This window comes from Streptomyces rimosus (assembly GCF_008704655.1).
In the GTDB taxonomy this organism is placed as follows: Bacteria; Actinomycetota; Actinomycetes; order Streptomycetales; family Streptomycetaceae; genus Streptomyces; species Streptomyces rimosus.
Window position 1 is genome coordinate 2,395,640 of the sequence record NZ_CP023688.1, and the last position, 23,704, is coordinate 2,419,343.

General features: G+C 71.9%; 14 protein-coding genes. 3 read left to right on the forward strand and 11 right to left on the reverse strand.

Going from position 1 to position 23,704, the window contains the following annotated elements:
- The first annotated feature begins 1,265 nt into the window (after positions 1 to 1,265).
- Positions 1,266 to 1,592 carry a hypothetical protein gene (locus tag CP984_RS09665; protein ID WP_129820891.1) on the forward strand — a complete coding sequence of 109 codons (327 nt, stop codon included), beginning with the start codon at positions 1,266 to 1,268 and terminating at the stop codon, positions 1,590 to 1,592.
- Between the two features lie 152 nt (positions 1,593 to 1,744).
- Here the strand turns inward: CP984_RS09665 and CP984_RS09670 are convergent, their stop codons facing one another.
- The 7 genes from CP984_RS09670 to CP984_RS09700 all read right to left on the reverse strand — a co-directional run bounded on the left by CP984_RS09670 (position 1,745) and on the right by CP984_RS09700 (position 17,136).
- Positions 1,745 to 3,073 carry a class I SAM-dependent RNA methyltransferase gene (locus CP984_RS09670; protein WP_030185058.1) on the reverse strand — a complete coding sequence of 443 codons (1,329 nt, stop codon included), beginning with the start codon at positions 3,071 to 3,073 and terminating at the stop codon, positions 1,745 to 1,747.
- 168 nt (positions 3,074 to 3,241) lie between these two features.
- A complete protein-coding gene (locus tag CP984_RS09675) occupies positions 3,242 to 5,293 on the reverse strand; it encodes an APC family permease (RefSeq protein WP_003982506.1) in 2,052 nt (683 codons plus the stop codon).
- 261 nt (positions 5,294 to 5,554) lie between these two features.
- On the reverse strand, positions 5,555 to 10,552 hold the full coding sequence (locus tag CP984_RS09680) for a DNA repair ATPase (RefSeq protein ID WP_003982508.1): 4,998 nt from the start codon (positions 10,550 to 10,552) through the stop codon (positions 5,555 to 5,557).
- 346 nt (positions 10,553 to 10,898) lie between these two features.
- The gene (locus CP984_RS09685; RefSeq protein WP_003982509.1) at positions 10,899 to 12,935 is read right to left on the reverse strand and encodes an SPFH domain-containing protein; all 2,037 of its coding nucleotides are present in this window, start codon (positions 12,933 to 12,935) and stop codon (positions 10,899 to 10,901) included.
- A gap of 130 nt (positions 12,936 to 13,065) precedes the next feature.
- Entirely contained in the window at positions 13,066 to 13,668 is a 603-nt protein-coding gene (locus tag CP984_RS09690) for a hypothetical protein (RefSeq protein WP_003982510.1), read from the reverse strand.
- A 210-nt stretch (positions 13,669 to 13,878) separates the two neighbouring features.
- Positions 13,879 to 14,970, reverse strand: a complete 1,092-nt coding sequence (locus CP984_RS09695; RefSeq protein WP_030185053.1) for a PucR family transcriptional regulator — start codon at positions 14,968 to 14,970, stop codon at positions 13,879 to 13,881.
- A gap of 162 nt (positions 14,971 to 15,132) precedes the next feature.
- A complete protein-coding gene (locus CP984_RS09700; RefSeq protein ID WP_003982512.1) occupies positions 15,133 to 17,136 on the reverse strand; it encodes an NAD(P)-binding protein in 2,004 nt (667 codons plus the stop codon).
- A gap of 378 nt (positions 17,137 to 17,514) precedes the next feature.
- On the opposite strand from CP984_RS09700, the gene CP984_RS09705 reads away from it, so the two are divergent.
- Positions 17,515 to 18,183: a potassium channel family protein gene (locus tag CP984_RS09705; protein WP_003982513.1), complete on the forward strand. Its 669-nt coding sequence runs from the start codon at positions 17,515 to 17,517 to the stop codon at positions 18,181 to 18,183.
- Positions 18,180 to 18,848: a potassium channel family protein gene (locus tag CP984_RS09710; protein WP_003982514.1), complete on the forward strand. Its 669-nt coding sequence runs from the start codon at positions 18,180 to 18,182 to the stop codon at positions 18,846 to 18,848. Before CP984_RS09705 ends, CP984_RS09710 begins: the two co-directional genes overlap by 4 nt.
- A gap of 75 nt (positions 18,849 to 18,923) precedes the next feature.
- Here CP984_RS09710 and CP984_RS09715 read toward each other — a convergent pair whose 3' ends face one another.
- The 4 genes from CP984_RS09715 to CP984_RS09730 form a co-directional block, all read right to left on the reverse strand.
- Positions 18,924 to 19,787 carry a DUF3159 domain-containing protein gene (locus CP984_RS09715; protein WP_003982515.1) on the reverse strand — a complete coding sequence of 288 codons (864 nt, stop codon included), beginning with the start codon at positions 19,785 to 19,787 and terminating at the stop codon, positions 18,924 to 18,926.
- A 3-nt stretch (positions 19,788 to 19,790) separates the two neighbouring features.
- The gene (locus CP984_RS09720) at positions 19,791 to 20,189 is read right to left on the reverse strand and encodes an OB-fold nucleic acid binding domain-containing protein (RefSeq protein WP_078575270.1); all 399 of its coding nucleotides are present in this window, start codon (positions 20,187 to 20,189) and stop codon (positions 19,791 to 19,793) included.
- Positions 20,190 to 20,269: 80 nt separating this feature from the next.
- On the reverse strand, positions 20,270 to 20,953 hold the full coding sequence (locus tag CP984_RS09725) for a response regulator (RefSeq protein ID WP_003982517.1): 684 nt from the start codon (positions 20,951 to 20,953) through the stop codon (positions 20,270 to 20,272).
- A gap of 124 nt (positions 20,954 to 21,077) precedes the next feature.
- Positions 21,078 to 23,645 (reverse strand): sensor histidine kinase, encoded by a 2,568-nt coding sequence (locus CP984_RS09730; RefSeq protein WP_003982518.1) that lies wholly within the window; start codon positions 23,643 to 23,645, stop codon positions 21,078 to 21,080.
- Positions 23,646 to 23,704: the final 59 nt, after the last annotated feature.

Sequence of the window (23,704 nt, forward strand, 5' to 3'; positions counted from 1 at the left end):
GCTCAGGTTGCTTGGCCCGTGACCGCACAGGCCCATGACAGCAATGACGGAGCGGGGAGGAAGACAGGCAACGGAGGCACGCCCGCGCCGGTCTTGCCCGAGTCGTACGGTTCTTGCCTGCTTACTCGCTCGCTTGCCTCGGTCAGTGGGCTCCCCGACCGGCGTCCACTCCCCCTTGGGGGCAGCCCGACGACGGAGGAGCGCTCGGCAAGCGTGACGTGTCGGCCACCGTCGCGGAACCAGCCGCGACAGCCACAGCGGTGGCAGTGATCCGCCGTGCGAGCTTCATGCGAAATCCCCCCGTGGGAAGCGTGGATCGACCGCGCCGTGCGCCACCCTGAGATGAGGCGGTGTTCAGGCGCGCAAAGGCAGTTGGACAGTTGGGCAGTTCAATCTCGGAGATGCCAGATCCAAGCACATGGTCACACCTGTCACCCGGGCAACAAGTCGGGCATTAGGCGATGAATCACACCAAACACCCTTTGTGTCTTTTCTTACTTGTTACTTAGGCATCTACCGATAGCGAAGATCCGCTTCGCGTGCGTAGGGTAGCGTCGCCAGTCGCGTCTCCGCCGCCCCACGGGCCGGACCGAGGCATGGCGGGCGCGAGGCACACGATACGCACCGGGTGCCCGGGGTCGGCGACGGCAGTGTTGTGCCGACTGGCGTGCCGGGCCAATGACCGGCCGTCTTCGGCCCGCTCGAACGGAAGCGGCCATAAGCGCGGAACGCCACACGCACGCCCCTTCCCTTGAGGGCGCCGCCGGCCACCCCGCCACCAGGAAAGAAGACAACAACACACAGATGCGCTACCAGGACATCCGCACTTCCCTTGCCGATGCGGGAAATCCACGATCGACTCACTGGATTCTCCACCGACCTCTTGGCGCGTCACGATTTCGGACGTGAAGCCGGTGCGGGCCATCAATTTCGCATCGAAAAGGACGAGAGCGGCCAGACCCTGCACGCTCTTCTCAGCCATCTGCTTACGCGCCTATAAGTGACACGCTCCGATTGTGCGGCACGGGTCGCCGTCGACGTCCATCTCGACGCGGCAATGGGCAGCGTCGCGGAAGGGGAGAGCATCCTGCACGAGAGACGGCTCGACGGCGTACCTCTCGAAGAGGCCCTCACTTTCCTCAAAGATGGCGTGGAGGAACTGTGCCGGATGACGCATGCACTTAAAGATGACTCACCACCTCGAAGACAGGCCCCGGCAAGACGTTTACGACCTTCTCTCGGCGAAGGCTTCACACTGAAGCACGATGTCGCCATCAGCCATAAGCCATCAGGGCGACGCGGAAGTCATTTCCCTCGTGCATGCATACGAGTACGAAACAGCGCCGGATTGGATAACGCAGGATGTCATCAAAGTGGTGGCGAGCCTCATCACCCATCCCTCGCACTGCGACGCCCGAGTCGCAGTCGAATACCACCTTCTCAGCGCACTCAACAGCCTGCCTGCCGGACCCGGAGCCCTCCGTGAGCAGCATTGCCAGAACGTCACCGTAGAGGACGCGCTGCTTTTTCTCCGCAGAAGTGTGGACGACTTGTGGAATGCGGAGAACCTGTTGGCGCCGCTCATCCGTTGAAGGTTCCCCGGAAGAATCGCACCACACCGACCGGTCAGACATGACCGGTCGAGTCTGCCTCGGCGACGGAGCCGACGGAGCCAACTGTTCATTCAGCCGGAACCGCCGACGCCTCCGCTCGCACAACGCACAGAAGTACAGGCGAGATCCAGTCAGACCCCCTTCGCGGCCCTCTCCAAAATCACCACACACTCCACATGATGCGTCACGGGAAACAAATCAAACGCCCGCATCCTCCGCGGCACATACCCCTCCCCCGCGAAGTACTTCAAATCCCGCGCCAGCGCAGCCGGATCGCAAGCCACGTACGCGATACGCCTCGCCCCCAACGACGCCAGATGCGCAACCGTCTGTCGCCCGGCCCCCGCCCGCGGCGGGTCCAGAACAATCAGGTCCACGTCCGAGATGCCCGTACGCGGAAGCACCTGCTCGACCTTTCCGTGCTCGATGCGCACGCGGTCCAGGTCCTGCAGATTGTGGCGGGCGTCCTCCACTGCCCGCTTGCTGCTCTCGATGCCGAGGACGGCGCCCTTTTCGCCGACGCGGTCGGCCAGTGCGCCCGTGAAAAGGCCGACGCCGCAGTACAGGTCGAGGGCCATGTCGCCCTTCTTCGGCATCAGGCCCTGCATGACGGCTTCCACCAGGAGGTCGGCGGCCTTGGGGTGGACCTGCCAGAAGCCGCTGTTGGCCACGCGCCAGGTGCGGTCGGCGGCGCGTTCGCGGACGAAGGGGCGACCGTGGACGCGGTGGATGCCGCCGTCCTTTTCGCCCACGCGGAGGACGGAGACGGGCTTGTCGAGTTCGACGATGGGGAGGCGGCCGCCGGGGCGGGGGGTCAGGACGACCTGGCGGTCGTTCGAGCCGGTGGCGGCGATGGCCTCGACCGTCGCGATCTGAGGCCAGTCGCGCTTTTCGATGCCGAGTTCCGAGACGCCCGGCGCCGCGATCAGGCAGTGGTCGATGGGCTGGACTTCGTGGGAGCGGTGCTTGCGCAGGCCCACGCGGCCTTCGGCGTCAATGGCGTACTGGACGCGGGTGCGCCAGGCCGGGACCTCGCCCTTGGGGACCTTGTCGCCCGGGGCCGGTTCGACGGTTCCGTCCCAGCGGGCCTCCTCGGGGGTGAGGCCGGCCAGGCGGGACAGCTGCTCGGTGATCACGTCGGCCTTCAGGCGGCGCTGGGCGCCGGGGGCGGCGTGCTGCCAGTCGCAGCCGCCACACTTGCCGGGGCCCGAGAAGGGGCAGGGGGCTTCGATGCGGTCCTTGGACGGGGTGAGGATCTCGACCGCGTCGGCGCGCAGGAAGCGGGCGCCTTCCTCGCCGTCGGTGACGCGGGCCACGACGCGTTCGCCGGGGAGGGCGTGCCGTACGAAGAGGACCTGGCCTTCGTCCGTACGGGCGATGCAGTGGCCGCCGTGCGCGACGGGGCCGACCTCGACCTCGTACTCCTCGCCTACCAGCGACTTCTTGGGTTCGGTCTGCATGGTGGGGGAGCTCCTGGGTGGGTGGAGGAAGGGGTACGGGGCGGCCGATGCCGACCTGCAAGTCTACGGGGCGAGTGGGCGGAGTCCGAACCGGACGGGGGGAGCGGAAGCGCAAGGGCCCGGACCCACCGGTTGGCAGGCCCGGGCCCCGGGCAGTGCGGCGCGCGGTTACTTCCGCGTAGCCGCCTTCTCCTTCTTGGGCTGTGACACCGGGCCCCGCCGGACGGCTCCCGGCGCGTTCCACTCCGCGCGCTTGCGGGCGCGGCGTTTGGCGGCTTCGGAGGAGTCGAGCTGCCAGGGGACGGAGGTCACCATCACGCCGGGGGTGAACAGGAGGCGGCCCTTGAGGCGGAGGGCGCTCTGGTTGTGGAGGAGGTGTTCGTACCAGTGGCCGACGACGTACTCGGGGATGTAGACGGAGACGGCGTCGCGCGGGCTCTCGCGGCGCAGGGACTTCACGTAGTCGATGATGGGGCGGGTGATCTCGCGGTAGGGGGACGCGAGGACCTTCAGGGGGACGTCGAGGTTGCGGCGTTCCCACTCGGCCTTGAGGGCCTTGGTCTCGGCGGCGTCCACGTCGACGCTGACCGCCTCCAGGGTGTCCGAGCGCATCAGCTTGGCGTAGCTGAGGGCGCGCAGGGTGGGCTTGTGGACCTTGGAGACCAGGACGATCGAGTGGACGCGGGACGGGCGTACCGCTTCGTCACCGGGGACGTCCTCGGCGGCGATCTCCTCGGCGACCCGGTCGTAGTGGCGGCGGATCGCGGTCATGGTGGCGTAGAAGATGACCATGCCGAGGACGGCGACCCAGGCGCCGTGGGTGAACTTCGTCAGCAGCACGACGACCAGCACCAGGCCGGTGAGGCTGGCGCCGAAGGCGTTGATCGCGCGGGAGCGGTGCATCCGGCGGCGCTTGGCCTGGTCCTTCTCGGCGCTCAGGTGGCGGTTCCAGTGGCGGACCATGCCGACCTGGCTGAGCGTGAAGGAGACGAAGACGCCGACGATGTAGAGCTGGATCAGGCGGGTGGAGTCCGCGCCGTAGAGGTAGACGAGGACGATGGCCGCGCCGGCCAGCAGCACGATGCCGTTGGAGAAGGCGAGGCGGTCGCCGCGGGTGTGCAGCTGGCGCGGCAGGTAGCGGTCCTGGGCGAGGATCGAGCCGAGCAGCGGGAAGCCGTTGTACGCGGTGTTCGCGGCCAGGAAGAGCACCAGGGCGGTGGCGGCGGCGAGCACGACGAAGAAGAACGTGCCGTCGCCGAAGACCGCGGCGGCGACCTGCGAGATGACCGGGTTCTGGGTGTAGCCGGGGCCGACCGGGACGCCGTTGTGCAGCAGGTCCGTGGCCGGGGTCTCCGCCATCTTCACGTTGGTGGCCATGGCCAGGCCGATGATGCCGCAGAACATGGTGACGGCCAGGCCGCCCATGAGGGCCAGGGTGGTGGCGGCGTTCTTGGACTTGGGCTTGCGGAAGGCCGGGACGCCGTTGGAGATCGCCTCGACGCCGGTGAGCGCGGCGCAGCCGGAGGAGAAGGCGCGCAGCAGGAGGAAGACCAGGGCGAAGCCGGCGAGGCCGCCCTGTTCGGCGTGGATGGTGAAGTCGGCGGTGGGCGCCTTCATGGTGTCGCCCATGATCACGCCGCGCACCACGCCCCAGATGATCATGATGAAGACGCCGGCGACGAAGATGTACGTCGGGATCGCGAAGAGCTTGCCCGACTCCTTGACGCCGCGCAGGTTCATCAGTGTCAGCAGCACGATCATGGCGATCGCGCACAGTGACTTGTGCTCGGTGACGAACGGGATCGCCGAGCCCAGGTTCTCCACCCCGGAGGAGATGGAGACGGCGACGGTCAGGACGTAGTCGACCAGCAGGGCGCTGGCGACGGTCAGTCCGGCCTTGGGCCCGAGGTTGGTGTTGGCGACCTCGTAGTCACCGCCGCCGCTCGGGTAGGCGTGCACGTTCTGCCGGTAGGACGCCACGACCGTGAACATCAGCACCACGACCGCGACCGCGATCCAGGGGCTGAAGTGGTACGCCGACACACCCGCGACGGACAGGACGAGCAGCACCTCGCCCGGGGCGTAGGCCACGGACGAGAGCGGGTCGGAGGCGAACACGGGGAGCGCGATGCGCTTGGGGAGAAGGGTCTCTCCGAGCTTGTCGCTGCGCAGTGCGCGCCCGATAAGGATCCGTTTGGGCACGTCGGTCAGTTTGGACACGCAGAGGATGCTAAGCCTTCGTCAAGGTGGTCGCCCACCCGCCACCCGTGTGGGCGGCGGCGATGAGCCCGTATGCCAGCACCGCGATCCGCGGCCTCGACGGCCACCAGCGCTTTCATCGTCCCTGCACAGCGCGGGCCGACGCCGCCGGTCCCCTTCTCCTTCTCTACGGCTTCTTAACGCCGGGCGTTTTCCATGCCTCCGTGAAGACCGCCGTCCGGAGCCGCGGGATTTCTACGCTTTCTTAACGGGCCGGGCCGCTCACACCTTCTCGATCACTCGGGATCTCCACATCTCTTTCACCTCGGCCCAGCGCCGCGCCTGCCCGGGGCCGAGGCGCCCGCGCAGTTCGGCCAGCTTCAGCAGATTCGCCTCGGCGCCGGTGGTGAGGGTCTGTGCCTCGCCCCGGTAGTGGTCGTCGACGAGCGACGCGAGCTCCGTGTCGTTCATCACGGGGACCAGGCGCGCCGCCATCTTGTTGGTGTTGCGGTACGACCCCTGGAGGAGGAACGGCGGCTCGGTGCGGGTGGCGTCCGCCTGGGCGGCGGAGGCGATGTAGGCGCGGTTGACGTCGAGGGCGACCGCGCGGACATGGAGGAGACCGCGCAGTACGGAGACGGTCTCGCGCAGCTCGGCCGTGCCGTAGGGGTGGGCGAGCCGGTCGGCGCGTACGGAGTCGTCGCCCTCGGCCATCCGGACCAGCAGGTCGAGGTCGGCGCGGTCGCGGGCGGCGAGCGGGGCGAGGACCGGGTTGGCGGTCAGGGCGTTCTCGATGTGCGAGTGGGCGAAGAGCGCTTCCTTGCCGCTGAGCACGTCGCCGAGGTTCCACACGTCCGCGCGGTTGGCGAGCATGTCCGGCAGGCGGAAGCGCCGGCCCGACTCGGTGTACGGGTTGCCCGCCATGCACACGGCGAAGCGCTTGCCGCGCAGGTCGTACGTACGGGCCTGGCCGTCCCGGACCCCGTCCATCCGCCGCTGCGCGTCGCACAGCGGGATGAACTTCTGGAGCAGTTCCGGCGAGGTGTGCTGGATGTCGTCCAGATAGAGGAGGACGTTGCTGCCCGCCTCCAGCGCGAACGAGATCTTCTCGACCTCGCGGCGGGCGGCGGCGTCGGGGGCCGCGGCCGGGTCGAGGGAGGTGGTGCGGTGGCCGAGGGCCGGGCCGTCCACCGTGACCAGGAGGAGGCCGAGGCGGGCCGCCACGTATTCCATGAGCGTCGTCTTGCCGTAGCCGGGCGGCGACAGCAGCAGGAGCAGGCCCTGACTGTCGGTACGGCGCCCCTCCCCCGCGGTGGTGCCCAGTTGTTTGGCGAAGTTGTCGCCGATCAGTGGCAGGTAGACCTCGTCGATCAGGCGGTTGCGGACGAAACCGGACATGACCTCGGGCCGGTAGGTGTCCAGGCGGAGCCGGTCGCGTTCGGCGGCGAGCAGTTCGGCGCGGCGGCGGGTGTAGGCGCGGTGCGCCGGGACGCGGATTCGGCGGAACGTTTCGGTCCGGGTCAGCAGCTCGTCCAGTCGTACGGGAAGGGTGCCCCCGGCGGTGATCCGCGGGTGGCTGCCGAGCAGGCCGGGTACGTCGGCGGCGGTGGCCGCGGAAAGGTCGCGCCGGTCCAGGGCCGGGCCGCAGACCTCGATCGCGGTGGCCTCGGGCAGCGCGTCCGGCGCGGTGCCGCGCGCCTCGGTGTACGCGCCGAGCCAGGCGGTGACGAGCTGGTGGCGGGCGGCCAGGTCCCCGTCGAGGGCGCGCAGGTCCGCGGCGAACTCCTGGAGGGCGGGCGCGTCCGGCCCGCCGAGGGCCTGCCGGAATCCGGCGAGCAGGTCGCGGGCGGCGGCGCTGGTGGCGAAGCGGGGGCGGGCGGCGGCGGACGGGTCCGCGTCGGCCGGTTCGGCCAGCTCGCGCATGAGGTAGTCGCCGAGGCCGGAGAGGAGGGCCGGGTCGGGTACGGACACAGATGCGTCATCCGTGGTGCACGCGCCCGGGGCACCCGCCGGACCGTACAGCCCCGTCTCCCCCATGAACCCGACCGCTGCCGCCTCGATCTCCTCGGCCAGCGCTCCCCACCCGGGCGCCGGCCCGAATACGGACCGGGCGCGCGCGAGGGAGCGGGCGCGGGTGGTCCACAGCGCGCGGGCTCGGTCGTCGGTGCCGTACGCCCAGAAGAGCTGGGCCGCGGCGCGCAGGTGCGGCGGGTAGCGCAGGGGCCCGGCGTCCGTGTGCAGACGGAGCAGGGTGGCGAGGATCGCGGTGGCGTCGTGGTCGTGGACGCCCCGGTCGTACCCCTCGTCGTACCGGGCCTCGGCCACCTTGCGTACCAGCGGCAGCAGCGCGTCGGCAGCCGCCGCCTCCTGGAGCGCGGCGAGGTCCGGGACCGTCTCCGCCCCGTCTCCCGCGAAGATCAGTGCGGCCAGGTGCTCGGCCCGGTAGACCTGCGGGGATTCGGAGACCAGCGGCTGGTCCCAGAAGGCGCGGTGGGCGGACAGGCGCGCGTCGTGCACGGGCGCGCGGTAGTCGGTGCCGGTGACGGCGTAGGCGAGGCCGTCCCGGTGCGGGACCAGCGTCAGGTCGACGGGCTGAGTGTTGACGGCGAAGCGGTGGCGGCCGAGCCGGATGGTGCCGGTGGCGTCGTAGAGGTCGGTGCGGTCGCGCAGCGCGCGGACCGCTTCCTGGCGCGCGGCGGCCAGACGCCCGTCCAGTTCGTCGGCGCGGACGCCGTCGCCGAGGTCGCGCAGTTCGCCGGCGGTGGCCCGGACCTTCGCGGCGAGCGGGTCGGCGGCGAAGAAGGCGTGGACGTCGTCGAGGGAGGTGAGGGCGGCGGCGCGGCGGGTGACGGTGGCCAGGACGCGGGCGGCCGATCCGGCGAGCCGGTCGGTGTGCCGGGCGCGGGCGTCGAGCTGGGCCTGTTTGCGGGCGGCGAACGCCTCGTGGATCTCCTCGCGCTGCGCGGCGATCCGTTCCAGGTGCGCGTCGGACGCGCCGAAGCGCGCTTCGAGGTTCTCCAGTTGCAGGAGCAGACGGCCGAGTTCGTCGTCGCACGCCTCGGGTGTGCCGGCCGCGGCCAGTGCGCCCGCCACGGCCTGTCCGAGCAGCGCGAGCCGGGCCGCGAACTCCTCGCGGCCCTCCGCGTCGAGCAGTTCCCGGCGCCGGGCCTCCAGGGTGGCGCGGGCCCGGTTGACGGCGCCGAGCACGTCGCCCGCGCGGGTCAGGACGGCGGTCCGTACGGTGGTGTCGGCGATGTCGAGGGTGCCGACGACCTCGGTGACCACGCGCAGTCCTTCGGCCTGGGCGTCGATGCGCGCGGCCAGCGGTTCGGCGTCGGCGGCGGTGGCGACCGCGGCGGCTTCGGCGGTCAGCTCGGCGACGGCGCGGTGGGTGGCGGCGAAGGCGTCCTCGCCGCTGAAGAAGGCGACGGCGCGGCGTCCGGCGTCGGCCAGGTCGTCGGCGAGGCCGGCGGAGAGTTCCGCGAGCCGGTCCAGGTCGATGTGGCGGGTCTCGCGCAGGGTTTCCAGGTGGCCCTGGGCGTGGCGCAGTTCGGTGAGGCCATTGACCCACGCGTCGGCGGTCGTGGGCTGCTCGCCGCGGATGCGCCGGACCAGCGCGGTGGTGCGTTCGGTGGCCTCCGCCAGCGCGGTCGCGGCCCGGTGCCGCAGTTCGGTGACGCGTGCGAACTCCTCGACGACCTGGTGGGCGGCGGCCCGTACGGCTTCCAGCGGCTCGCCCAGCGCGCCGAGGTCCGCCTCGTCCAGCCAGTGGTGGCGGTCGGCGACCCGGGCGGCCGCCGCGGCGATGGCCTCGAACACCGGTCCCGCCGGGGCCATGTCGGTGGCCATCCGGGCGACCGAGAGCGCGTCGGACACACCGCGTACCAGCTCGGCGTTGCCGACGCGGGCCAGCGGGCCGCCGCCGGACGGCTGCGCCGCGGCGTGCGCGTCGGAGGTGAACGGGGTGCGCCAGATCTGGACCGGGTGGACGCGGCCGGGCTCCCCGGCGCCGCGCAGGACGGCCAGGGTGCCGTCGTCGAGAAGCGCGTGGCCGTACGCGGTCAGCGGGGTGGCGGCCTCCTCGCGGACGAGGTTGTACGGGAGGAGCAGGGTGCGGCCGTCGGCGCGGTCGTGGAAGGCGTAGAGGACGTCCTCGCCGTTCGGGGAGCGCTGTTCCCGGTCGAAGGCGAGGCCGGTGGTGTCGGTGTCGAAGATCCGGGTGGTGCCGGTGGTGAGGTAGTGGCCGCCGGGGAAGACGATGCCCTGGTCCTCGGGCAGCGCGCGGCACGCCTGCCCGATGGCGTCGATGCGGCGTACGTCCCGGGTGCGGGTGTTGAAGACGAGGTGGCGGTGTCCGGATTCCTTGTACGGCCGGACCCGCACCAGGATCAGCGGCCCGACGCGCGCGTGCGCGACCTCGGCGTCGGCGAGGGACTGGAGGGGTTCGTCCACCGGCTCGGAGTAGAGGCCGTCGGCCGTCTCCGTGTCGGGCTCGGCCTTCAGGGTGAGCGCGCCGCCCGCGGTCGAGAGGAACACCTCGTCCTCTATGGACAGCTGCGGAAAGCGGCCCGGTATCTGGTTCTCGCGGGTGGCGGGCGTCCACGGGAAGTCGTGGGCGGGCGGGGCGGTGTGGTCGCGGTCGCCCTTGGCGTCGAGGTAGACGGGCGCCGCGTCCCCGGCCGTGGGGAGCTTCCAGCGCAGGACGCGCAGGTCATCGAGGCGTTCGCCGGTCTGGAAGACGGCGAGCAGCAGGGTGCCCGTACGGCGGAGCCGGAGCAGTCGGGCCTGTCGGTAGTAGCGGTACAGCTCCTCGAAGTCCCGCTGGAAGCGCGGGTCGTCCAGGAGTCCGGGCAGTGCGTCGGTGTCCGCCGGTTCAAGGCGTACGTCGTCCTCGCCGACATGAATGCGGTGCAGGGCGAAGACGTCCGGGACGGTGGTCGCGGGCGCGCCGGGCTCCGGCAGCCCGTTGCGGCCGGTCAGCAGCAGACCGCCGACCGCCACCGCGTCGCGGAGGACGACCGGGTCGGCGGTGTGCACACGGCCGGTGCCGAGCAGGGCGAGGTCCGTACCGCCGAAGGTCGCAACGCGGCGGGCGTTGAGGTCACGGGCCCGCCCGGCGAGGTCGGCGGCGGCGCGCGCGAGACGGTCGCGCAGCACCTCGTACGTACCGTCGGCGAGGCCGCCGCCGTGGCCGGGAGCCTGGTCCGGCGCACCGGCGTCCGTCTCCGCCACGGGGTTCTGCGCGGTGTCCCGCCCGGCGTCCTGTACGAGGTCCTGCACGAGATCTTTCTCCTGTCCCTGGATACGGGCTGGTCTTCAACGCCCGCGGTCCGCACGCGTACGCCAACTCGTGCGCCACCGCACTCTGTTGACACCGTGTACGGGGCGCCAACCCGCCCCGCACACGGCCGCCCCCGACCACTTCGCCGCGGCGGCCTCGGCGATCCGGGTGCCCGCGAGGCCGTTGGCGTGGGCGGCGTCCAGTACGAGGTCCTGCCCCTGGATACGGGCTGACCTTCAACCCCCGCGGCCCGCCACATTCCGCACGCGCACGCCACCCCCCGTACCGGCACCACCTGTCGACACCGCGCATGGGGCGCCACCCCGCCCCGCACGCGGCCCCCCGCTACGCCCCCGCCACCACCGCACCATTGACCGACGACTCCGCCGCCACCTCGCCGATCCGGGTGTCCGCCAGCCCGTTGGCATGGGCGGCGTCCAGCAGGTTCTGGAGCCGGCCGGACTGCGGGCCGCCGCGGTCGATGAGCTTGGTCAGGGCTCCTGCCAGCGTCAGGTCGCGCAGGCCGGCCGCGCCGAGTCCGCCGAGCATGGTGGTCAGGTCCTTGGTGAAGGTGGAGTTGTTCTTGTCCAGCCACGGTCCGGCGGCCGTGCGGACCGTCTCGGAGCGTTCGACCAGCGCGTCCAGTCCCTTGGCGGCGCCGATCGAGCCGACCAGCCGGTCGAAGAAAACGCTGTCCCCGCCGACGATGTCGATCTTCGCGTTCTCCAGGCCGGTGGCCAGCACCTTCGCCTGGACCTCGGCGATCTGCCGCTGGGCGTCCAGGCCCGCGAGGCGGACCTCCTTGTCGGCGGCCACCCGCAGCCGGTACTCCTCGTGCTCCCGGCTCGCCGCGTCCAGCGCGGCCATCGCCGCGGCCTTCTCGGTGAGGCCGGCCGCCTCGGCCCTGAGCAGCGCCTCGGCCGCCTCCGCCTCGGCCCGGCCGGCCTTCTCGACGGCGGCCGCGTTCATCTCGCGTACCTTCACCTCGGCCAGTCCGGCGGCGGCCGCCTCGGCCTGGGTGCCCTCGGCGAGCCGGATCTTGGCCTGGGTGCCCTCGGCGAGCCGGATCTTGGCCTGGGCGTCCAGGTCGGCGGCCTTGCGGCGGCCCTCGGCCAGGGCCAGTTCCTCCGCCGCGCGGTGCGTGGCCGCCTGCTCGGCGGCCTCGGCCGCCTTGATGTCCTTGACCAGCCGCTGCTGCGCCTCGGCCTCGGCGCGGATGATCATCGCCTGGCGCTCCCGCTCGGCCTCCTCGACCGTACGGAGCTTCTTGATCTCCTCCTCCTGCGCGGCGACGGTCTTCTCGACCGCGATCCGCTCCCGTACGACGTCCGCGATCTCCCGCTTCTCGGCCTCGACCTCCTTGTCGGCGGCGATCCGGGTCAGCTGGGTCTCCCGCTCGCGGGCGATGACCTCCAGGAGGCGGTCCTTCTCGATGCGCTCGTTCTCGATGGCGATGACCCGCTCGCGGTTCTTCCGGGCCACCGCGATCTCCCGTTCGCGGTTCTCGTTCTGGATGCCCAGTGCCTCTTCCGTCCTGAGGTGCGCGGAGTGCGAGCGCAGCCGCTCCTCGGCCTGCACACGGGCCGTCTCTGCCTCCTCCTTGGCGCGTACGGTGGCGATCTCGCGCTGCTGGCGGATCTCCGCGTCGGCCTGCCGGCGCTCCAGCTCCAGTACGGCCTCCCGGGCGTCGACGTTCTGCCGGGTGATCTCCTTCTCCTCGTTGCGCCGGTACTCGTTGGTGCGCACATGCTCGATCGCGGTCAGCTCGGTGATCTTGCGGATGCCCTGCGCGTCGAGAATATTGGCGGTGTCGAGCTGGTCCAGCGGGGTTTGCTCCAGGTAGTCGATGGCCGCGTCCTCCAGGCTGTAGCCGTTGAGGTCGGTGCCGATGACGGCGATGATCCGGTCCCGGAACTCGTCCCGCTTGGTGTAGAGGTCCTGGAAGTCGAGCTGCTTGCCGACCGTCTTGAGGGCCTCGGAGAACTTGGCGTTGAACAGCTCCTGCAGCGTGCTCACATCGCTGGCCCGTTCGGTGCCGATGGCCTGGGCGACCTTGACCACGTCCTCGCGGGTCTTGTTGACGCGGACGAAGAACGCGATGCGGATGTCGGCGCGGATGTTGTCCCGGCAGATCAGGCCCTCGTGGCCGGTGCGGCCGATCTCGATGGTCTTCACCGAGATGTCCATCACCTCGGCCTTGTGCAGCACCGGCAGCACCACCGAGCCGGTGAAGGTCACATCGACCTTGCGGTACTTGGAGACGATCAGGGCCTGGCCCTGGTGGACCTTGCGGTAGAGCCGGGTCAGCGCGAGCACCGTGACGAACACGATGAGCACGGCCACGGCGACGGTCACGCCGATTCCTACGGTGATGGCATCCATCGGTGAATCAATCCCTGCATGGTGTCGGGGAGTTCGACGGGCGCGGCGGCGCGGTCGGAGCCGCGGCGCGCTCCGGTCGGTGGTCGGTCGGCGTCCGTACGGCCGGGCCGTACGGGTTCCCGGTCGGCGCTCAGGCGCCCGCGCCGTGCGGGTCCAGGGCGGCGTCGAAAGGCGCGACCCGGAAGAATTCGCCGTCGGCGTCGTAATCGAAGATCAGCGCGCTGCTGCCGGCGGTGAGGCCGCTCTCCTGCGTACGGACCTGGACCACGGCCGTCGATCCGTCGTCGGCGCGCACCTCGGCCTGGCCGAAGTCGGCGGTGACCCGGCCGGTGCGGATCACGCACACCCGGCCGACGAAGTCGTCGCGGGAGGCGACCCGTTCAGGGGGCAGCAGGCGGCGGGCGAGGCGCGCCGCGGCGCGGGCGCCGATCCAGGCGGCGCACAGCGCGAGGCCCAGTGCGGCGGCGCGCAGCCGGGGGCTCTCGGTCAGCGCGGCGCCGGTCAGGGTGATGGTCCAGGCGATCAGGACGCCGAGCGAGAGGGTGACCGTCACGGGCAGTCCGGCGGCGCCGGCGGAGCCGCCGTCGACACCCTCACCCCCGTCGAGGATGTCGACGCCTGCCCCGCCGGCCAGCACCAGCAGCCAGTAGGCGGCCACCACCAGCAGCGCGAAGGTGAACAGGACGGCCGGGAAGGCGAGCGCGGCCCGTGTGAATGCCCCGAAGTCGCCCATGGCCGTCCGTCCCCCGTTCGTGTGTTCCTGCCGGTTCCTTGATGGTGGCAAGGGGAGGGGGTGCGGCACATTGCCGGATTCCGGCAATCTTTACGCGTTCCTGATGTCCTGTTAACGGGCAGCGGTCTTGCCGTCCGGGGCGGCCGGAGGGTAGGTGGTCGCGACCGGATTCCGCCCTGGGCGGGCCGTTGCGGCCCGCTCCCCGGCGCTCTACAGCGGCTTGTCCGGCCAGCCGAGCAGCCGCGCGCCCATCGCCGCCGTTTCCAGGGTGAAGCGCTGGAGGCCGTCGGACGGGTCGTAGCCGGTCAGGAACTTGATGCGCTCCAGGCGGTACGACAGGGTGCGCACGCTCACCTTCAGGCGGCGGGCGGCCTCGGCGTTGACGTATCCGGAGGCCGCGAGCGCCCCGATCGTCTCCAGCAGCGGCCCGGCGCCGCCGCGCGACTGCGTCAGCGGGCCGAGGACCGTACGGACGAGGTCGGCCATGGCCGCCCGGTCGCGCAGCAGCACCGGGAAGACCAGCAGGTCGGCGGCGCGCAGCACCGGTTCGTCCAGGTCCAGCTGCTCGGCCAGCTCCAGCGCGCCGAGGGCCTCCTCGTACGAGCGGACCACGCCGCCGGCGCCGGAGTGCGGCCGCCCGAGGGCCACCCGCCGGGCGCCGGGACGGCCCACGTCGGGCCAGCGCGCGTAGGTGGCGAAGGCGTCCAGCACGGTGCGTTCGCGGCTCGCGCCGACGCAGATCAGCCGACCCTCCTTGGTGGTGATCAGCACATCGCGGTCGCCGAACCGGCCGAGCAGTTCGCGTTCGACCCGGCGGGCGACCGGATGGATGTCGTCGAAGGGCTCGTCCCCCTCGGCCACCGCGACCGCGTGCTCGTGGGCCAGCCGCAGCCCGAACCGTTCGGCGCGCTCGGCCAGCCGGCCCAGGTCGCTGCGCCCGTACAGCAGGTCGTCGACGAACTCCCGTCGCTCGGCCTCCTCCTGGCGTACGGCGAGCCGCTGCGCGCGTTCGTGGCCCTCGCCGAACGCGGCGATCGCGGCGTCCACCGCCCCCAGCACGGCGTCGCCGGTACGGACCCGCTCCGCGGCGCCCGCGGCCCGCGCGACCCCCGGCAGCGTGCCCCACACCCGCCGCGTCTCCCCGAGGAAGAGCCCGACCGCCTCGCGCAGCCCGTGCCCCGACTCGGCGGCCCGCTCCCCCACTTCGCGCAGCGCGTCCAGCTCCGCGCGCCGGGGCAGCCGCCCGGTGTCCGAGACCTCGGCGAGGAGCGTGGTGTACCCCTCCAGGAACTCCGGGGACATCCCGCCGTGCTGCACCGTCCGCTCTCCTCGCCGCCGCGCCTTCACCGGCCCCGGCCTTCGGGGCGGGTCCATCCTGCCGGACGGGGCGGGGGCGGCCGGAATCGGTACGGTGCAGGAGCGGCGCCCCATAGCGGTATGTTCCGCACGATCCTGCCCGTATCGCTATGCGTCCTGCAGCGCCGCACCGGCCGTACACGGGCGCCTCGAGATCAGCTCGCCGAGCCCCTGGCGGGTCGCCACCAGCAGGACGCGGTCCTGGGGGCGCAGTGTGTACGCGTCGCCCAGTTCCCGTACCAGCTGGGCCCGGCCGCGCTCCGGCGCTTCCGGGGCGGCGGGCGCGGAGTCCGGCGCGTCGTCGGGCACCGAGGTGTCCACGGCCAGGACACGCAGCATGCCGGGCCGGAAGACGTCGGCGATCCGGCGCCCCTCCAGGGCGGCGTGGCCGCGCGCCTCCACCCGGGCGACGAGCAGGACCCGCCGCTCGACGGGGATGGCGCCGAGGATCTGCCGCCCCATCATCGCGCCGGCGAAGGCGGGCGCGGCCAGGAAGCTGACGCTGCGGCTGCGGGTACGCGCCTGGGGGTACGCGGCGCGCAGCGTGCGGTAGACGGCGGTGGCGAAGCGGTCGTCGAACAGGCGCAGCGTCACCCGGAGCCGGGGCTTGACCGAGCGGGCGTACAGCGCCGCCTCCAGATTGGTGGTGTCCTCGCTGGTGAGGGCGAGGAGGGCGTGGGCACGCTGGATTTTCGCGGCCTCCAGTACGCCTTCGTGCGTGACGTCCCCCACCACCGTCGGCACCCGCAGCCGGCGCGCCAGCGCAATGCCGCGTGCCTCCGGGTCGGCTTCCACACACACCACGGGGATGCCCAGCTCATGCAGCTGGGCCAGCACCCGCGTACCGACCTTGCCGAGCCCCAGCAGCACCACGTGCCCGGACAGTCCGCGCGGCGGCCGGCGCAGCGCGGAGGCGTTGCGGAAGGTGCCGAGACCTTCCAGTGCGGCGGCCACCAGGACCGGCAGCAGCAGCAACCCGGTGAGCCCGGACAGGAGTTGCAGCACCTTGCGGGAGACCGGCTCGCCGAGGGCCGGTTCGTTGATGGCGAAGAGGTCGAGGAGCGAAAGGTAGGCGGCGTGCACCGGGGAGTCGCCGGTGGTTACGGAGGAGGCGACGGCCAGCGCGAGGACCGCGCCGACGACGCCGGCCAGCGACCAGCGCAGCCTGCGCGAGAAGAAGGAGCCCAGCGGCACGCCCCGGCCGCGCAGGCTGACCCTGCGCCATAGGGCACCCACGCCGCCATGTCGTGCCTGGCGCTCACGGTCGCCCCGGCCGCCGGGGCGCTGCTGGCGGCCCGGGTAGGTGACGGTTTCCAGGACGACGGAGCCGCGCCCGGTGGCCGCCATGGCAGTGGCCTCGTCCGGAAGAAGCTCGGGGCCTTCGTCGGCGGCGGGGCCCTCGTCCGTACGGCCGGGGTCGGTGTCGGAAGGCAGGTCCGCTGTCGCGGACAGGACGGCGAGCGGGCACAGTCCGGGGACGGCGGCCTGGGCGGGGCCGCGCTCCACGGCACGCAGCAGCAGGCCGTCTGCCTCGATGACCTTGCTGGTGCCTGCCACGGCGGTGGCCGCCAGGGCGGGCGCCACGGTGTCGGCGTCGGACAGCACCGTGGTGGACGCGTCGGCGCCCTCGGTGTCCAGGGCGCCGACGGCCGCGGCCTGGTCGAGCAACTGCTCCAGGTACTGGCCGAGTTTGCGGTTGTAGAGCCGGATCACCAGCCGCAACCGCGGATTCAGGCGCCGGGCGCGCAGCGCGGCGTGGATGTTGGTCTCGTCATCGTCGTAGACCAGCGCGAGCGCGTTCGCGGTGGCGATGCCCGCCTCGGCCAGCGTGGCGTCGTCGGCCTCCGGCGCCTCCAGGACCCGTATGGGCTCGTCGGGCGGCTCCTCGGCGCCCCCGGGTTCGCCGGGCGGGCCGGCCGGCGTACGGACCATGACGGTGGAGACCCGGCCGAGCAGCGCCTGGGCCCGGCCCAGGGGTCCGGGCGGCGGCGGGATGCGGGGCCGGTGCGGTTCCCTGGCGGAGGGGACCACGAGGGTGACCCGCTCCCGGTACACGTCCTTGAGTTCGGCGGCGAGGCGGCGCGCGAGGGCGTCGTCGCCGCAGACGACCATATGGGGGGCGGCTTCGCTGGGTCGGGGCTGCTGAGACGCGGTGGACACGAGGCTCAGCGTGCCGTACGGAGCGGCCCGTACGCACCTGATCGCGACCGGCCGCGGGCCTCTGATCTGGGCGAAGGGGGCCGGCCCCGGACACGCCGGGCACCGTGCGGGACCTCCGTGGCCATGATCGCCGAGCAGATTCCCCTGCGTACCGCAAGGAAACTTACCCGAAGCTTATGCTCTCTTGTCGCGTTCTTAACGCCCAAGACGGCCGTGCGGGCGAACCGCGTGGCCGCACCGGCTCCCATGGCAGGTAGCGTGGTCGCCGAACACGCCAGGTACGAAAGCAGCCGGCGTCACAGCACAGGGAAAGGTGCGAGGTAGGGGCCGATGCACATCGTCATCATGGGGTGCGGGCGGGTGGGTTCCGCGCTCGCACAGACCCTGGAGAGCCAGGGTCATACGATCGCGGTGGTCGACCAGGACCCCACCGCCTTCCGCCGGCTGGGCTCCGCCTTCGGCGGCCGCCGCGTGACCGGGGTCGGCTTCGACCAGGACACGCTGCGCGAGGCCGGGATCGAGGAGGCGGGTGCCTTCGCCGCCGTCAGCAGCGGCGACAACTCCAACATCATCGCGGCCCGGGTGGCCCGCGAGATGTTCGGCGTGGAGAACGTGGCGGCGCGCATCTACGACCCGCGCCGCGCCGAGGTCTACCAGCGCCTCGGCATCCCGACGGTGGCCACCGTGCGCTGGACCGCCGATCAGATGCTGCGCCGGCTGCTGCCCTCGGAGGCCGAACCGCTGTGGCGCGACCCGAGCGGCGGCGTCCAGCTGGCCGAGGTGCACACCTCGCCGGCCTGGGTGGGCCACAAGATCAGCAGGCTGCAGGAGGAGACCGGCGTCCGTGTCGCCTTCCTCACCCGCCTGGGCGAGGCGATGCTGCCGACCTCGCAGACCGTGTTGCAAGAAGGCGACCTGGTGCACGTGATGATGCGCACCGACGAGGTCGAGAAGGTGGAAGCGGTGTTCGCCGAAGGGCCCGAGGAGGCGCACGCATGAGGGTCGCGATCGCGGGCGCGGGCGCGGTGGGGCGGTCCATCGCGGGCGAGCTGCTGGAGAATGGCCACGAGATCCTGCTCATCGACAAGGCGCCGACGGCGATCTCGGTCGAGCGGGTGCCGCTGGCGGAGTGGCTGCTGGCCGACGCCTGCGAGATCACCTCGCTGGACGAGGCCGCGCTGCAGCGCTGCAACGTCGTCATCGCGGCGACCGGCGACGACAAGGTCAACCTGGTCGTCTCGCTGCTCGCCAAGACCGAGTACGGCGTGCCGCGGGTGGTGGCCCGGGTGAACAACCCCAAGAACGAGTGGCTGTTCAACGAGGCGTGGGGCGTGGACGTCGCGGTCTCCACGCCGCGCCTGATGTCGGCGCTGGTCGAGGAGGCGGTGAGCGTCGGCGATCTCGTACGGCTGCTGCGCTTCAGCCACGGCGACGCCAACCTGGTGGAGCTGACGCTGCCGCCGGAGGCGGCGCTGGCCGGTACCCGGGTCGGTGATGTCCAGTGGCCCGAGGACACCTCGCTGGTCACGATCATCCGCGGCAACCGGGTGCTCACGCCGAACAAGGAGGACGCGCTGGAGGCGGGCGACGAGCTGCTGTTCGTCGCGGCCCAGTCGCGTGAGGAGCAGCTGGAGGACCTGCTGTCGGTGCGCCGCGAGGCGTGACGGCGGGCCGTGGACACGGCGGAGGGCCGGGAACCGTGTGGTTCCCGGCCCTCCGCCGTATGTACGGCCCGGTGCTCAGCGGCGGTGCCGGGGCGCCGTCCGGCCCGGCGGCTCGGCGGCCAGCGCCTGCGGCGTGATGTCCTTGGCGAGGTCCGCGGCCACCCCGTCCAGGACGTCGTTCTCCCGCGCCGCGCGCTCCCGCTCCGCCTTCGCCTCCTCCTCGGCCTTCTCCTTGGCCTCCATCTCCGCGAAGACATCGATCGGCGCCGGCGCCTTGGCCAGGAAGACCCAGGTGAGCCAGACCGCCAGCAGGAACGGCGGGATCTTCAGCGCGATCAGCACCCAGCCGAGGTGGGTGGTGTCCGCCCACCAGTACAGCGGGAAGAGGATCGCGCACTTGGCCAGCAGGATCAGGCCCCAGGCCCAGCTGGCCTTGGCGTAGGCCTTCTTGCGGCCCGGGTTGCGGGTGCGCCAGGAGAGGTTCTCCTTGAACACCGGCCCCAGGATCAGGCCGATCAGCGGCGCGCCGGCCAGCGTGGTGACGATGTAGGCGACGCCCAGGCCCAGCGTGTAGAGCATGCCGGGCAGGTAGAAGTCCTTGGCGTTGTTGGTCATCATCGCGAAGACCACGCCGAAGGCCACCCCGAAGACGCCGCTGAAGGCGTGCTTGACGGTGTCCTTGCGGACCAGGCGGGCGGCGGCCAGCACCAGCGAGACCGCCAGCGCGGCGATCGCGGAGATGTGCAGGTCCTTGTTGACCGTGAAGATCGTGACGAACAGCAGACCCGGCACCACGGTTTCCACCATGCCGCGTACGCCGCCGAACGCCTCGAAGAGGGCCGCCTCGGTGACGGCTCTGCCGTCGGCGGCGCCGTCCTGCTCCTGGACCGGCCCGTCGGCCGGTCCGGTGGTTCGCGTGGATCGGTCGTCAGACGTCACCGGCTACTCCTGTCCGAGTGGTCGGAGTTCGTATTTCGGATTGAACAGCACCCGGCGTCCGTGGCTCATGGAGATCCGGCCCGAGGCGATGAGCTTGCGGCCCGGCTCAATGCCGGTGATCGCGCGCCGGCCCAGCCACACCACGTCCAGCGCGGCGGAGCCGTCGAACAGCTCCGCCTCCAGGGCGGGCACACCGGCGCGCGGCCGCAGCGTCACATGCCGCAGGGTGCCGGTGACCTTGACTATCTGCCGGTCGTCACAGTCGCAGATGCGGGTACAGCCGGTGTCCTCGGCGTCCTGCCGCAGCTCGGCCGACTCCAGCTCCTCCTCGGAGGAGGACAGCCTGTCGAGCATCCGGCGGAACCGGCCTGCCGGCTTCTCGGATCGGGTCCCAGCACTCATGGGCCCAGCGTACCGGTGTACGGGGCCCGGGATCACGGCCGCGGAGCGCGCCGTACGGCCCGTCCGGCGCGCGGCAGCGGTCACTGCTCGAAGCGATAGCCCATGCCGGGCTCGGTGACGAAGTGCCGGGGGTGCGAGGGGTCGCTCTCCAGCTTGCGGCGCAGCTGGGCCATGTAGACGCGCAGGTAGTTGGTCTCGGTGCCGTACGACGGTCCCCAAACCTCCTGGAGGAGCTGTTTCTGGCTGACGAGACGTCCCGTATTGCGGACCAGGACCTCCAGGAGATGCCACTCGGTCGGCGTAAGGCGTACGTCCCGGCCGCCGCGGTTGACCTTCTTGGCGGCCAGGTCGACGGTGAACCCCTCGGTCTCCACGACCACCGCGTCGTCGGCGGGCCCGGTCGGCTCGGCCCGGCGCACCGCGGCCCGCAGCCGGGCCAGCAGCTCGTCCATCCCGAAGGGCTTGGTGACGTAGTCGTCCGCCCCGGCGTCCAGCGCCTCGACCTTCTCGTCCGAGGTCTGCCGGGCGGAGAGCACCAGGATCGGCACCCGGGTCCAGCCCCGCAGGCCCTTGATCACCTCGACGCCGTCCATGTCGGGCAGGCCCAGGTCCAGGACGATGACGTCGGGGTGGCGGGCGGCGGCCAGCTTGAGGGCGGTGGCCCCGTCGGGGGCCGCGTCGACCTCGTACTTGCGCGCCTTCAGGTTGATCACGAGGGCCCGTACGATCTGCGGCTCGTCATCGACCACAAGCACCCGGTTCACTGTCGTTCTCCTCGTGGTGGGGAAACCCGCCGGGCCGTGCCCGCGCGGTGTCGGCTGGAGGGCGGCTCCAGGGGGCCGGGGAGCGGCCCGTGCGGGGCCGCTCCGGGGTCGGCGGGGCGCGCGCTCACGTCGTCGCCTGGGCCGGGAGGTCGGGCCGTACCGGCGGGCGGCCGGCCGCGGCACGCAGCGTGAGGACCATGGTCATACCGCCGCCGGGGGTGTCCTCGGCGGCGAGCGTGCCGCCCATCGCCTCCGCGAAGCCGCGGGCGACGGCCAGCCCCAGGCCCACGCCCGCGCCGCGGGGCGCGTCCCCGTAGCGCTGGAACGGCTCGAAGATACGGTCCTTGGCGCTGTCCGGCACGCCGGGGCCGCGGTCGGCGATGCGCAGCTCGACGCGGTCGCCGAGAGCGCTCGCGGAGACCAGGACGCGTTCGCCGTCCGGGCTGTACTTGACGCCGTTCTCCACGAGGTTCGCCACGCAGCGCTCCAGCAGCCCCGGGTCGACGGCGACGATCGGCAGCTCCTCGGGGATGTCCAGGGTGACGCTGCCCTCGGGGACGCCGCCGAGCGCCATCGGCACCACCTCGTCCAGGTCGATGTCGCGGATCAGCGGGGTGACCGTGCCGGTCTGCAGACGGGACATGTCCAGCAGGTTGCCCACCAGGTGGTCCAGCCGGTCCGCGCCGGCCTCGATGCCCGCCAGCAGCTCCGCCTCGTCGTCCTCGGACCAGGCCACGTCGTCGGAGCGCAGCGAGGTCACCGATGCCTTGATGCTCGCCAGCGGCGTCCGCAGATCGTGGCTGACCGCGGCCAGCAGCGCCGTACGGATGCGGTTGCCCTCGGCCAGCTCGCGGGCCCGCTCCGCCTCGCCGACCAGCCGCTGGCGGTCCAGTACGACGGCGGCCTGCGCGGCGAAGGCGGCCAGCACGCGGCGGTCCTCGGCGGGCAGTACCCGGCCGGTCAGGGCCAGCGCCATATGGTCGCCGACCGGCATGTCCACGTCCGCGTCCTCGGGCCGCATGAGCGGCTTGGCCTTCGGGTCGCCCTCCGCGGTGCCGCCGACGCGGCCCGCGCAGGTCCACGGGGCCACGTCGCCGGTGCGCTCCAGCAGCGCGACCGACTCCATGCCGAAGGTCTCCCGTACCCGCTCCAGCAGCGCGTCCAGCGTCGTCTCGCCGCGCAGCACGCTGCCCGCCAGGAAGGAGAGGATCTCCGACTCGGCGCGCAGCCGCGCCGCCTGGTGGGTCCGGCGGGCGGCCAGGTCGACCACGGAGGCGACCGAGACGGCGACCGCGAAGAAGATCACGATCGCGACGATGTTCTTGGGATCGGCGATGGTGATCGAGTGAGTGGGCGGGGTGAAGTAGAAGTTCAGCAGCAGCGAGCCGACCGCCGCGGCGGCCAGCGCCGGCAGAAGCCCGCCGATCAGCGCGGCGGCGACGGTCAGGAAGAGGAAGAGCAGGACGTCGTTGGCCAGGCCCGGGCCGTTGTCGAGGGCGGCGAGCAACAGCGACAGCAGGACCGGCCCTGCCACGCCCAGCAGCCAGCCGGCGATGATCCGGGCCCGGCCCAGCCGGGCCCCGCGCGCGACGGGCAGACCGCGCCCCTTGGCGACCTCGTCGTGGGTGACGATGTGCACGTCCAGGTCGGGCCCGGAATCGCGGGCCACGGTGGCACCGACGCCCGGCCCGAAGACGTACTGCCACGCCTTGCGGCGGCTGGAGCCCAGCACGATCTGGGTGGCGTTGACGCCGCGCGCGAACTCCAGCAGCGCGTTCGGTATGTCGTCGCCTATGACGTGGTGGAACGTCCCGCCGAGGTCCTCGACGAGGGTGCGCTGTACGGCGAGCTCCTTGGGCGAGGCCGAGGTCAGCCCGTCGCTGCGCGCTATGTAGACGGCGAGCACCTCGCTGCCCGAGCCCTTGGCCGCCATACGGGAGGCGCGGCGGATGAGCGTACGCCCCTCGGGGCCGCCGGTGAGGCCGACGACGATGCGCTCGCGGCCCGCCCAGATCTTGGAAACGCTGTGCTCGGCGCGGTACTGCTGGAGGTATTCGTCCACCCGGTCGGCCACCCACAGCAGCGCCAGCTCCCGCAGAGCGGTCAGATTGCCCGGCCGGAAGTAGTTCGACAGGGCGGCGTCCACCTTGTCGGGCTTGTAGATGTTGCCGTGCGCCATCCGGCGCCGGATCGCCTCGGGCGACATGTCGACCAGCTCGATCTGGTCGGCCCGGCGGACGATCTCGTCCGGCACCGTCTCGCGCTGCCGCACGCCCGTTATCGACTCGACCACGTCGCCCAGCGATTCGAGGTGCTGGACGTTGACCGTGGAGATCACATCGATCCCGGCCTCCAGCAGCTCCTCGACGTCCTGCCAGCGCTTGGCGTTACGGGAGCCGGGCACATTCGTGTGCGCGAGCTCGTCGACGAGCGCCACGGCCGGGTCGCGCCGCAGCACCGCGTCCACGTCCATCTCGGTGAACACGGAGCCGCGGTACTCCAGCTCCACCCGCTCGATCTGCTCCAGCCCGTGCAGCATGACCTCCGTACGGGGCCGGTCATGATGCTCCACGAACGCCACCACGACGTCCGTCCCGCGCTCCACCCGCCGGTGCGCCTCGGACAGCATCGAGTACGTCTTTCCGACGCCCGGCGCAGCGCCGAGATAGATCCGTAGCTTCCCGCGTGCCATGGCCCCATTGTCTTACGTCCGACCCGCCCCCACCGGGCTGGGCCTCCTGCGACCCTACC